The organism is Streptomyces sp. NPDC020379 (assembly GCF_044387105.1).
Classification (GTDB): Bacteria; Actinomycetota; Actinomycetes; order Streptomycetales; family Streptomycetaceae; genus Streptomyces.
Genome location: NZ_JBIRVR010000012.1, coordinates 129,620 through 141,211, shown reverse-complemented (window position 1 = coordinate 141,211; position 11,592 = coordinate 129,620). Strand labels below are relative to the sequence as shown.

The 11,592-nt window shown below is 68.0% G+C and carries 11 protein-coding genes and 1 riboswitch; of the genes, 7 read left to right on the top strand and 4 right to left on the bottom strand.

All coding sequences use genetic code 11. From position 1 onward, the window contains the following. Nucleotides 1–88: 88 nt before the first annotated feature. Entirely contained in the window at nt 89–1,360 is a 1,272-nt protein-coding gene (locus tag ACH427_RS17885; protein ID WP_398870419.1) for an extracellular solute-binding protein, read from the bottom strand. A 240-nt stretch (nt 1,361–1,600) separates the two neighbouring features. Here ACH427_RS17885 and ACH427_RS17880 point away from each other — a divergent pair, with 240 nt between their 5' ends. Next, entirely contained in the window at nt 1,601–2,377 is a 777-nt protein-coding gene (locus tag ACH427_RS17880) for a GntR family transcriptional regulator (protein WP_398870505.1), read from the top strand. A 40-nt stretch (nt 2,378–2,417) separates the two neighbouring features. On the opposite strand, the gene ACH427_RS17875 is transcribed toward ACH427_RS17880, so the two are convergent. Then, on the bottom strand, nt 2,418–2,963 hold the full coding sequence (locus ACH427_RS17875; protein ID WP_398870418.1) for a Uma2 family endonuclease: 546 nt from the start codon (nt 2,961–2,963) through the stop codon (nt 2,418–2,420). A gap of 240 nt (nt 2,964–3,203) precedes the next feature. Between ACH427_RS17875 and ACH427_RS17870 the strand changes: the two genes are divergently transcribed. Then, entirely contained in the window at nt 3,204–3,353 is a 150-nt protein-coding gene (locus tag ACH427_RS17870) for a hypothetical protein (RefSeq protein ID WP_398870417.1), read from the top strand. A 39-nt stretch (nt 3,354–3,392) separates the two neighbouring features. On the opposite strand, the gene ACH427_RS17865 is transcribed toward ACH427_RS17870, so the two are convergent. Beyond that, the gene (locus ACH427_RS17865) at nt 3,393–3,524 is read right to left on the bottom strand and encodes a hypothetical protein (protein ID WP_398870416.1); all 132 of its coding nucleotides are present in this window, start codon (nt 3,522–3,524) and stop codon (nt 3,393–3,395) included. Nucleotides 3,525–3,610: 86 nt separating this feature from the next. After that, a complete protein-coding gene (locus ACH427_RS17860) occupies nt 3,611–3,814 on the bottom strand; it encodes a hypothetical protein (protein ID WP_398870415.1) in 204 nt (67 codons plus the stop codon). Between the two features lie 656 nt (nt 3,815–4,470). On the opposite strand from ACH427_RS17860, the gene ACH427_RS17855 reads away from it, so the two are divergent. From ACH427_RS17855 to ACH427_RS17835, 5 genes are all read left to right on the top strand, one after another. After that, nucleotides 4,471–5,340 carry a hypothetical protein gene (locus ACH427_RS17855; RefSeq protein WP_398870414.1) on the top strand — a complete coding sequence of 290 codons (870 nt, stop codon included), beginning with the start codon at nt 4,471–4,473 and terminating at the stop codon, nt 5,338–5,340. Between the two features lie 111 nt (nt 5,341–5,451). Continuing rightward, nucleotides 5,452–5,730: a DUF3311 domain-containing protein gene (locus ACH427_RS17850; protein WP_398870413.1), complete on the top strand. Its 279-nt coding sequence runs from the start codon at nt 5,452–5,454 to the stop codon at nt 5,728–5,730. Further along, nucleotides 5,727–7,352, top strand: coding sequence for a monocarboxylate uptake permease MctP (mctP, locus tag ACH427_RS17845; RefSeq protein WP_398870412.1), 1,626 nt, complete (start codon nt 5,727–5,729; stop codon nt 7,350–7,352). The genes ACH427_RS17850 and mctP overlap by 4 nt, the downstream gene beginning before the upstream one ends. 511 nt (nt 7,353–7,863) lie before the next feature. Beyond that, nucleotides 7,864–8,005: riboswitch (cobalamin riboswitch) on the top strand. Between the two features lie 156 nt (nt 8,006–8,161). Continuing rightward, a complete protein-coding gene (locus ACH427_RS17840) occupies nt 8,162–10,540 on the top strand; it encodes a ribonucleoside-diphosphate reductase subunit alpha (protein ID WP_398870411.1) in 2,379 nt (792 codons plus the stop codon). After that, nucleotides 10,540–11,553, top strand: a complete 1,014-nt coding sequence (locus ACH427_RS17835) for a ribonucleotide-diphosphate reductase subunit beta (RefSeq protein ID WP_398870409.1) — start codon at nt 10,540–10,542, stop codon at nt 11,551–11,553. Before ACH427_RS17840 ends, ACH427_RS17835 begins: the two co-directional genes overlap by 1 nt. Nucleotides 11,554–11,592 lie beyond the last annotated feature (39 nt).

Below are 11,592 nucleotides of genomic sequence, written 5' to 3'. Positions count from 1 at the left end.
CGTCCGCCTTCTCCCCTGTCGAACGGTATTGCGTGGTGCGCGGTGGTGCAGGGGCCGGTGCGGGCCGGCCCCCGTACCACCGGACGGGTCACTGCTTCTTGCTGAGGCGCTTGTTCATCTCGCCCTCGACCTGCTTGGCCGCGTCCTCCGGCGACTTGCCGTTGAGGACAGCCGTCATATACGCCTTGATCGGGTTCGGGGCGTTCTCCACCTCGGCCCACTCGGGGATCAGCGGGGTGGTGCCACCGCCCTTGACGGCGGGGGCGGCGGCCTCGGCGGCCGGGTTGCCCTTCACATTCGCCAGCAGCGCTTCCTTGTTGGGGATGTTGCCGACCTCCTTGGACAGCGCGGCCTCGTTCTTGTCGGACAGCGCGATCTTCAGGAACTCCCTCGCGAGGTCCTGCTTCTTGCTGCCCTCGGCGACGGCGAGGTTGGAGCCGCCGAGGAAGACGCCCTCGGGCTTGTCGGCACTCTCACCGGGGATGGTGAAATAGCCGATCTCCTTCTCGATGGCCGGGTTCGCCTTGATGGCGGTCTGCGCCTCGTAGCCCATGCCGATGAACGCGCCGGTCTTGCCCTTGGCGAAGATGTCGGCCTGCTGCGGAGTGGCCTCGTCCTTGTCCTTGGGCGCCTTGCTGAACGCCTGGTACTGCTTGTAGATGTCCATGGCCTTGGCGACCTTGGGGTCACCGAGGTTGGAGACGTACTTCTTGCCGTCCTTCTTCACCAGGTCGGCGCCGGTGCCGATGGTGAGGCCGTCGAGGAAGTACCAGTTCTGGCCGGGCAGGTAGAGCGGCTCGGCGTCGCCCTTCTTCTGGATGGCGTCCAGGTCCTTGAAGAATTCGTCGCGGGTCTTCGGGACGTCCTTGATGCCCGCGTCCGCCCAGATCCTCTTGTTGTAGATCACGACGCGGTTGGCGGCGTACCAGGGGGCCGCGTACTGCTTGCCCTCGAAGACGGAGGGCTTGTTGAGGGACTCGGTCCAGTCCCCGCCGATCTCCTTCTTGAGGTCGCCGAGGTCGGCGAGGCCACCGGTCTGGGCGTACGAGGGGGTCTGGGTGTTGCCGATCTCGATGACGTCGGGCGGGGAGGACTCGGAGAGCGCGGTGGTCAGCTTCTGCTGGATGCCGTTCCACTGCTGGACCTGGACGTTCAGCTTGGCGCCGGTCCGCTGCTCGAACTCGGCCTGCACCGACTTCGTCCAGCCGGGCGGGTTCGAGCCGTCCATGAACCACACGGTCAGGCTCTTGTCCTTGGAACCGTTTCCGTCCGATCCCTTGTCACTGTCGCTGGACCCACAGGCAGCAACACTCACCAACATGGCCGCGACACCCGTCGCCGCTATGAGCCCACGCTTCACAGCACTCTCCTCAAGGACCGAATGTGGTCTTTAATGGTTTAGACCAGTGCCCGCAGCTTGGCCTAGACCTTTTGGGGTGTCAAGGGTGTATAAGAGTCGCTGTCGGCTCCGTTACCGGACCGACACCTCGAGGTCCACCTGGCGTCCCAGGGCTCCTCGGGCGCTGCCCGTGCCACGATGTGACCGCGACAGACGGAGGAGCCGGTGACAGCAGCAGGATCGGAGTCGGGAAGGCACACGATGGTGACCGAGGGTGGTACGGCGGGTGCGGCGGACAGCGGTGGCGCGTCGGGCGGCGCGCGGGTCGCGCGCGTTCCCAAGTACTACCGCCTCAAACGGCACTTGCTGGAAATGACCGAAACCATGCCCCCCGGCACGCCCGTGCCGCCGGAGCGGACGCTGGCCGCCGAGTTCGACACCTCTCGTACGACCGTCCGCCAGGCCCTCCAGGAGCTGGTGGTCGAGGGGCGCCTGGAGCGCATCCAGGGCAAGGGGACATTCGTCGCGAAGCCGAAGGTCTCCCAGGCGCTGCAACTGACCTCCTACACGGAGGACATGCGCGCCCAGGGCCTGGAGCCCGCCTCGCAGCTCCTCGACATCGGCTACGTCACCGCCGACGACCGGCTCGCCTCGCTCCTCGACATCACCACGGGCGGCCGCGTCCTGCGCATCGAGCGCCTGCGCCTCGCCAGCGGCGAGCCGATGGCGATCGAGACCACCCACCTGTCCGCGAAGCGGTTCCCGGCGCTGCGCCGGAGCCTGGTGAAGTACACCTCGCTCTACACCGCCCTGGCCGAGGTCTACGACGTCCGTCTCGCGGAGGCCGAGGAGACGATCGAGACGTCGCTGGCCACCCCACGGGAAGCGGGCCTCCTCGGCACGGACGTGGGCCTGCCCATGCTGATGCTCTCCCGCCACTCCCTGGACGCGCAGGGGGAGCCGGTGGAGTGGGTGCGGTCGGTGTACCGGGGGGACCGCTACAAGTTCGTGGCACGGTTGCGGCGGCCGGCGGAGTAGCGGCCCCGGCTTCAGCAGCCCGTCTCACGCGTGCGGAGGGTCAGTAAGGCCGGAGTCCACCGGTGTCGAGGACGAACCCGAATGGCTCGGGGATGTGCACGGTCTCGCCGAAGTCGGCGTCTTCCCGGAGTCGGTAACGACCGTTTTCCACCTCGCTGAACAGCGTTACCGTCTTCTGCCGGGCGTCGACGACGAGGTACAGCGGGATATTCATCAAGGGATAGTCGCGGAGTTTACCGACCCAGTCGTTCTCCGGATTCGAGGGAGAAACGACTTCCACGGCGATCAGTGCGAGCTCGGCGGCCACGCTGCTGTCCGTGGTGAGCATGGCTTCCTCAGGCAGATAGGTCAGGTCGGGATTGCGGACCTTCGCCGTCTGGGGGGACGCGAGATCCGTGTTGCCGGTGTCGACGTACCCCGTCGGGGTGTGCGCGTCGAACTGGCGGCGGATCTTGCTGAGGTTGAGCTGGTGGATGGCCGAGGGAGACGCCTGCATGACAAGGATGTCGCCGGACAATTCCGCTTTGAACCCTTCCGGCAGGGCGCGGCGGACCTCTTCGAGCAGTTCGAAGTGCTGCGGATCCATCGTGTGCTCCTTGGCAGGCGGTGAGCGTCTGTCGTCGGGAGGCTGGTGCGGGTTGTTTCTACGGACCCGAGGGCCGGGAACTGGTGGACCAGCCATCGCGCACGAGCCTCGGCCGATGTGACAGTGCCATTGTGGAGCAAGCCCCGGAAGCATTCCAATGCCGAGCGGTCAGGGCTCGTCGGGAAAATCGCGGCCAGGCTGCGGCGGCCGACGGAGTAGCCGCCCCCTACGCTCGCCCGTATGACGCCCATCGAGCACGCCGTGGTGACCACGGCGACCGACACCGAGGCCAAGGCCCCCTCCCTGGCCGCCGGGATCATCGACGCCGAGCTGACCGCCTGCGCCCAGGCCGTCCCGGCCATGGGCGGCAGCGCGGCGTATCCGACGTGAGTGACGGCGGGGACGGCAGGCTGAGGGCTGCCCCGGTGATCAGCCGCCGGTACGCGCAGCTTTCCGCCGACCGCCGGAAAGCAACTTCACGCCCGGCTTCTCCACCCATTCGTGCAGAAGCACGGCGGCGACGACGGACATCGCCAGAAGCAGAAACGCGTGCAGGGACACGGGAATCAGCAGGTGGTGCTTCTTCAGGAAGTGATTGGCGCTGAAATGATGATTTCGTGCACGAGGTAGAGCGCGAACTTCGCGTCTCAGCCGGTAGCCTGTCCGACGGTGGCCGCGAAGGCCGGCAGTACGCCCACGAACAGATTCCCCGCCACCACCGTCACCCACAGCCCTCGGGTCGGCAGCCCCTTCACCATCTTGATGATGAAGGGGAATGAGAGATGGAAGAGCGCCTCCGCCCAGGCCGCGGCCGCGCGGAGGGCCCCGCAGCGGGACCTCACAGAGGTCAAGGAAATGAAATGCAGTCCCCCTCCCTTCCCCTGTCTGTCTGGTGGATCATCTCCGTCGCGGCAACAGCGGCATTCATCGCCTTCTACGTCCCGGCCATGCCAACTCGGCAATACAAGATCCAGATCTCTCTCGGGTGTATGGGTACAACTGATACTGACCGTGGCAGCAATGGGCACGCTCGGGGTGTGGCTGGCCTCTGCGGCCCGCTGAGACAGTTCCGCGACATGCGTCGGCTGCGCATCGATCCGGCCGAAGGGGTACGGAAAGGTCGCCCATGGATGACGACGTGCGCCTGGAACCCCCATGCCGCATCTGCGGCTTCGTCGACGGCCAGTGCTTCCAGGAGAACGGAGTACTCAACTGGCCGCCTCCGAATGGCGCTGACAGCGTCTATCGCGAGGGGGCGCGGGTCCGGCACCCCTGCCCCCTCGCCGTACGGCAACTGAAGCCGAACGGGCCCGACGGGTCTCCCTGTCACAACTCCATCGGAATACAGGCCAGTTAACCCGTAAGAGGGACTCCGCCCCACCATGCCCTCGCGATACGGTGGCCAGGATTCTCCGCTTCGTGCCACGACGAGACGAAGCGACCCCCAACGCCGGCGGCAACCAGCGAAGGGGGTCTGCACCCACCAGGAGTCAGGAGCTCCCAGCAAATGCTGAAGCATGTTAGCGCCCCCGCGCGCTTCTTCTCGCAGGTGCCCAACGAGATCATCCGCCACCCCCACCTCTCCTCCGACGCCGTCCGTCTCCTCACCTGGCAGCTCTCGCTCCCCGACGGTGTCGATCAGCCGCTGTCGAAGACCGCCGAGCAGGCCGGGATCAAGAAGACCGCGTTCACGCGGGCCAAGCGGGAGTTGGCCGCCGCCGGGTATTTCCACGAGTGGCGGGGGCAGGGCGCCGGTGGGCTGTGGAGGACCAGGCAGTTGGTGTCGAACGTGCCGCTGACCGCCGAGGAGGCCGTGGCCGTACGGGATGGGGGCGCCCCACCGAGTGCCGTGCCACCGGCCATCGGTGAGCCGGGCCGTCCGGCCGTCGGTCGCTCCCCGAAAGAGAACACCGGGGAGAACACCTCCCACCCGCTCGCCGAACGCGGCGCGCGGGCGATCGTCGCCGTGTGCCACGCGGAGCGGCGGTTGCGGCTCGCCGGGCGGGAGGTCGAGCGGCTCGCGCCGCTCGCCGGGGAGTGGCTGTCGCGCGGGGCGACGCTCCAGGAGCTGCGGGAAGCGCTCACCGACGGGCTGCCGGAGCGCGTCCACTCCCCCGTCGGGATCCTCCGCGACCGGCTGACGCGCAAGATGCCGGATCCCGCTCCCGAGCCCGCTCCACGGCCGCAGCCTCTGCGCGCCTGCACCGGCACCTGTGGCCGCATGATCCGGCCCGTCGCCGACGAGACCACGTGCCGCGACTGCCGGCTGGAGGCGGCCGGAAGCGACTCTTCCGAGGCGGAAGGAGCAACTCAGCGCGGCATGAATGCCGTTCGAGCCGCGCTGGAGGCTTGCGTACGGCCGAGGCCCGCCATCTGACCTCAGATGACGTTGCCATACCGATATGCGGACAGGGGGTGACTCCCAGCAGGACCCTGACCTAGATTTCCTGCGCATCACGCAGTGATCACCTAGGGGGGAGTCGCCACCATGACAGAACCACCGATGGAGCCACCGGAGCGCGGGCGCGGGCCCGTTGTCACGGTGCCGATGGTCGTGGCCGGGGTGTGTCTCGCCATTCCCTTCGTCGCCATGCTGTGGGTCGACTCCTACGCGCGGCTCACGCCCGCGTTCATCGGGATCCCGTTCTTCTACTGGTACCAGATGCTGTGGGTGCTGATCTCGACCGCGCTCACCGTCATCGCGTACACGCTCGTGCGACGACACGAGCGGAACGAGCGGATCCGTAAGGCGGGTGAGCGGGCGTGAAGGACGGCGTCAACGGCGTGGCGCTCGCCGTGTTCATCTTCTTCTTCCTCGTCGTCACGGTGATGGGGTTCGTCGCCTCCCGGTGGCGGCGCGCGGAGAACGCGGACAACCTCGACGAATGGGGGCTGGGCGGGCGTTCGTTCGGCACCTGGATCACGTGGTTCCTGCTGGGCGGCGACCTCTATACCGCCTATACCTTCGTCGCCGTGCCGGCGGCCATCTACGCGGGCGGCGCCGCGGGATTCTTCGCGGTGCCCTACACGATCCTGTGCTATCCGCTGGTGTTCACCTTCCTGCCCCGGCTCTGGTCGGTGGCGCACAAGCACGGTTATGTGACGTCCTCGGACTTCGTGCGCGGCCGGTTCGGGTCGAAGGGGCTCTCCCTGGCGCTCGCGCTGACCGGGCTGCTCGCGACCATGCCGTACATCGCGCTCCAACTCGTCGGCATTCAGGCCGTGCTGGACGTGCTCGGGGTCGGTGGCGGGTCCAACTGGTTCATGAAGGACCTGCCGCTGCTCATCGCGTTCGGCGTGCTCGCGGCCTATACCTATTCGGCCGGACTGCGGGCTCCCGCGCTGATCGCCTTCGTCAAGGACGCGCTGATCTACATCGTGATCATCGTGGCCATCATCTACATCCCCATCAAGCTGGGGGGTTTCGAGCACATCTTCGCGAAGGCCGGGGACGCCTTCGCCGAGAAGAATCCGGCGACGGGCAAACCGCGCGGTTCCCTGGTGAGCGGTCCGGACGCGCAATGGGCGTACGCGACGCTCGCGCTCGGTTCGGCGATGGCGCTGTTCCTCTATCCGCATTCGGTGACCGCGGTCCTCTCCAGCAAGAGCCGCGACGTCATCCGCCGCAACACCACGATCCTGCCGCTCTATTCGCTGATGCTGGGCCTGCTGGCCATGCTCGGCTTCATGGCGATCGCCGCGGGCGTCAAGGTGAAGAACGGCCAGCTGGCCATCCCGCAGCTCTTCGAGGACATGTTCCCGGACTGGTTCACGGGCGTCGCCTTCGCGGCGATCGGGATCGGCGCGCTGGTGCCGGCGGCCATCATGTCCATCGCCGCGGCGAATCTCTTCACCCGGAACATCTACAAGGACTTCATCCGGCCGGACGCCTCGCCCGAGCGCGAGGCGAAGGTCTCCAAGCTCGCCTCACTGCTGGTGAAGGTCGGCGCGCTCGTCTTCGTCCTGACGATGGACAAGACGGTCGCGATCAATTTCCAGCTGCTCGGCGGCATCTGGATCCTCCAGACCGTCCCGGCGCTCGTGGGCGGGCTCTTCACCCGCTGGTTCCACCGGTGGGGGCTGCTGGCGGGGTGGGCGGTCGGCATGGCATACGGGACGTGGCGGGCATATGACACACCCAGTGCGACTCAGGACCATTTCGGGAATACGAACCTTATTCCATTCATCGGAGAGAAGGGGTATATCGGGCTTACGGCATTCGTCCTGAATGTGCTTGTCGCGGTGGTGCTCACGGTGGTGTTCAAGGCGGTGGGTGTCCCGGACGGGGTGGACGAGACGAAGGCGTCCGATTACACGGCGGATGTGGGTGATCCGGGGGTGGTGGAGGAACTGCCTCCCGCGACGGCGGGGGCACCAGGGGGCCACTGACGCCTGCGGCGGGCTTTGTTCCCCTGCCCCGTCCCTTCCCGGCCGCATCGATGTGCGGCTCCGCCGCGTGGGGGGCAAGCCCCCGGACCCCCGCAACACGCTTCGCGCGTTGTCCTCAATCTCCCCCAGCTACCGCTGGGAGGTGCCCCCAACGGGCTGAATGTGCTGGCTACGGTCCGCACATCCAGCCCGTCCGGCGTTTGAGGACCCGTCCGCAGGCCGCTCCCACCGCTGGGGGCACCCCCGGACGAGGTGTCTGGGGGGAGGCAGCGGAACTCGCGGCCGGGGACCCAGGGCACGCGCCCCGGCAGAGGAAAAGCCCCCGCCGACACCCCCAGGCACCCCCCAGACGCACCGCCGCACCCCCACCCACCCCGCGCCCCACCCAGGGCCGCGGCGCGCCCGACAGGGCGCGTGGCGGCCCTTCGCCATGCCCCTTGCGGGCAGGCCCTGTTAGCACATTCCGACCCGCGCGATTACCGCGCGACACAAGATGTGGTGGTGCGTGCGACGGCCAGCACTAGATGTATGCTCGTCCTCGCTGTCGTCGCAGGGGAATCCGGTGGAAATCCGGAACTGTCCCGCAACGGTGCATGTATGCCGTAATGACGCATGCAGGAGTCCGAGTACCTGCCGACAGCACGCCCACCGCTGAGCCGCACCGGCTCGCACCGGGCGTTTTGTATTCGTCCGGGCCTCGCGGGTTGGGCCGATGGACGCTACGAGCATGCCCTGATGCCTCAGGCATGCCCGTACGCGCCCGTCGCGCGCCACCCGCCCGGCCCCTTGCCGAGCGAGGGAGAGCCTCAGTGACCATCGCGCCCGCCGATCCGGTCTCAGCATCCGCGGAAGCGACCGGCGGCCCCGGGACCGCGCTGCTGCGCACCCTGACCGACCTCACCGCCGATCTGTCCGCCACCGACCCCGGAAAGGTCGCCGCCGCCGCGCTGCGGGGCCGCCACCCGGGCTCGGACGAGGCCGAACTGCGGTCCCTGGCCACCGAGGCCGCCGCCGGCCTGATCGCCGAGGAGCCCGAGTACTCCAAGCTCGCGGCCCGCCTGCTCACCCTCGCCATCGCCGAGGAGGCCGCCGGACAGGGCGCCGTCTCCTTCTCCGCGTCCGTCGCGACCGGCCACCGCGAGGGCCTGATCGCCGACGACACCGCCGCCTTCGTGGCGACCCACGCCGCGCGCCTCGACGAGCTCGTCGAGAAGGCGCTCGCCGACGGCGCCGACGACCGCTTCGGCTACTTCGGCCTGCGCACCCTGCACAGCCGCTACCTGCTGCGCCACCCGATCACCCGGCAGGTCATCGAGACCCCGCAGCACTTCCTGCTGCGCGTGGCCTGCGGCCTGGCCGAGGACCACTCGGTGCGGGCCCTGGAGGACGTCGCCGAGCTCTACGGGCTGACGAGCACCCTGTCGTACCTCCCCTCCTCCCCCACGCTCTTCAACTCCGGCACCCGCCACCCGCAGATGTCGTCCTGCTATCTGCTGGACTCGCCGCTGGACGAGCTGGACTCGATCTACGACCGCTACCACCAGGTGGCGCGCCTGTCGAAGCACGCCGGCGGCATCGGCCTGTCCTACAGCCGCATCCGCTCGCGCGGCTCGCTGATCCGGGGCACCAACGGGCACTCCAACGGCATCGTGCCGTTCCTGCGCACGCTCGACGCCTCCGTCGCGGCGGTCAACCAGGGCGGCCGGCGCAAGGGCGCGGCCTGTGTCTACCTGGAGACGTGGCACGCGGACATCGAGGAGTTCCTGGAGCTCCGCGACAACACCGGTGAGGAGGCCCGCCGCACGCACAACCTCAACACCGCGCACTGGATCCCGGACGAGTTCATGCGCCGCGTCGAGGCGGACGCCGACTGGTCGCTGTTCTCCCCGGCCGACACGCCCGAGCTGGTCGACCTGTGGGGCGACGAGTTCGACGCCGCGTACCGCAAGGCCGAGGCCGAGGGCAAGGCCGTCCGGCAGATCCCGGCGCGCGTGCTGTACTCCCGGATGATGCGCACCCTCGCGCAGACCGGCAACGGCTGGATGACCTTCAAGGACGCGTCCAACCGCACCGCGAACCAGACCGCCGAGCCCGGCAAGGTCGTCCACTCCTCGAACCTGTGCACCGAGATCCTCGAGGTCACGGACGACGGCGAGACGGCGGTCTGCAACCTCGGCTCGGTCAACCTGGCGCAGCACCTGGGTACCGACGGCGAGATGGACTGGGAGAAGCTCGACCGTACGGTCCGTACGGCCGTGACGTTCCTCGACCGCGTCGTGGACATCAACTTCTACCCGACCGAGCAGGCCGGCAACTCCAACAGCCGCTGGCGCCCGGTGGGCCTGGGCCTGATGGGTCTCCAGGACGTCTTCTTCCGGCTCCGGCTGCCCTTCGACTCCCCCGAGGCGAAGGAGCTGTCCACCCGGATCTCCGAGCGCATCATGCTCGCGGCCTACGAGGCGTCCGCCGATCTCGCCGAGCGGCACGGCCCGCACCCGGCCTGGTCCGCGACCCGCACCGCCCGCGGCGTGCTGCACCCCGACCACTACCCGAACGCCGAGCAGCGCTGGGCCGACCGCTGGGAGGCGCTGCGCGCCCGCATCGCCCAGGTCGGCATGCGCAACTCGCTGCTGCTGGCGATCGCGCCGACGGCCACCATCGCGTCCATCGCGGGCGTCTACGAGTGCATCGAGCCGCAGGTCTCCAACCTCTTCAAGCGCGAGACGCTCAGCGGGGAGTTCCTCCAGGTCAACACCTATCTGGTGGAGGACCTGAAGAAGCTCGGCGTGTGGGACCGCACCACCCGCGACGCGATGACCGACGCCAACGGCTCGATCCAGGACATGCAGTGGATCCCCCAGGAGGTGCGCGACCTCTACCGCACCGCCTGGGAGATCCCGCAGCGCTTCCTGATCGACATGGCCGCGGCGCGTACGCCGTACCTGGACCAGAGCCAGTCGCTGAACCTCTTCATGGCGTCGCCCACCATCGGCAAGCTCAGCTCGATGTACGCGTACGCCTGGAAGCAGGGCATCAAGACGACGTACTACCTGCGCTCGCGCCCGGCCACCCGGATCGCGCGCTCCGCCGGTGCCGCCGCCACCATCCCCGTACAGCAGGCCACCCCGGACGCGGACGCCGTCGCCTGCTCCCTTGAGAACCCCGAGTCCTGCGAGGCCTGCCAGTAATGAGCTCCACCGAGAAGAACCTGCTCGACCCCGGCTTCGAGCTCACTCTGCGGCCGATGCGCTACCCGGACTTCTACGACCGCTACCGCGACGCCATCAAGAACACCTGGACCGTCGAGGAGGTCGACCTCCACTCCGACGTCGCCGACCTCGCCAAGCTGTCCCCGGGTGAGCAGCACATGATCGGCCGCCTGGTCGCGTTCTTCGCGACCGGTGACTCGATCGTGGCGAACAACCTCGTGCTGACGCTGTACAAGCACATCAACTCCCCCGAGGCGCGGCTGTACCTCTCGCGGCAGCTGTTCGAGGAGGCCGTGCACGTCCAGTTCTATCTGACGCTGCTGGACACCTACCTCCCCGACCCGGACGACCGCGCCGCCGCCTTCGCCGCGGTGGAGAACATCCCGTCCATCCGCGAGAAGGCCCAGTTCTGCTTCAAGTGGATCAATGAGGTCGAGAAGCTGGAGCGGCTGGAGACGAAGGCCGACCGCCGTCGCTTCCTGCTCAACCTGATCTGCTTCGCGGCGTGCATCGAGGGGCTGTTCTTCTACGGCGCCTTCGCGTACGTCTACTGGTTCCGCTCGCGCGGTCTGCTGCACGGCCTGGCCACCGGCACCAACTGGGTGTTCCGTGACGAGACCATGCACATGAACTTCGCCTTCGAGGTCGTGGACACGGTCCGCCAGGAGGAGCCCGACCTCTTCGACGACGAGCTCCAGCAGCAGGTCACCGACATGCTGAAGGAGGCCGTCGAGGCGGAGCTGCAGTTCGGCCGCGACCTGTGCGGCGAGGGCCTGCCGGGCATGAACACCGAGTCCATGCGCGAGTACCTCCAGTGCGTCGCCGACCAGCGCCTCCAGCGCCTCGGCTTCGCCCCGGTCTACGGCTCGGAGAACCCGTTCTCCTTCATGGAGCTGCAGAACGTCCAGGAGCTGACCAACTTCTTCGAGCGCCGCGCGTCCGCGTACCAGGTGGCGGTCGAGGGCTCGGTCTCCTTCGACGACGAGTTCTGAAAAATCTTCGTGCGGCGTGTCGATCCGCGCGTCTGCCGT

What these genes read in the sequence shown, in the direction of transcription:
- ACH427_RS17880 (WP_398870505.1), top strand. Translation starts at nt 1,601, where the DNA reads ATGGTGACCGAGGGTGGTACGGCGGGTGCGGCGGACAGCGGTGGCGCG.
- ACH427_RS17875 (WP_398870418.1), bottom strand. Translation starts at nt 2,963, where the DNA reads ATGGATCCGCAGCACTTCGAACTGCTCGAAGAGGTCCGCCGCGCCCTG.
- ACH427_RS17870 (WP_398870417.1), top strand. Translation starts at nt 3,204, where the DNA reads ATGACGCCCATCGAGCACGCCGTGGTGACCACGGCGACCGACACCGAG.
- ACH427_RS17855 (WP_398870414.1), top strand. Translation starts at nt 4,471, where the DNA reads ATGCTGAAGCATGTTAGCGCCCCCGCGCGCTTCTTCTCGCAGGTGCCC.
- ACH427_RS17850 (WP_398870413.1), top strand. Translation starts at nt 5,452, where the DNA reads ATGACAGAACCACCGATGGAGCCACCGGAGCGCGGGCGCGGGCCCGTT.
- ACH427_RS17835 (WP_398870409.1), top strand. Translation starts at nt 10,540, where the DNA reads ATGAGCTCCACCGAGAAGAACCTGCTCGACCCCGGCTTCGAGCTCACT.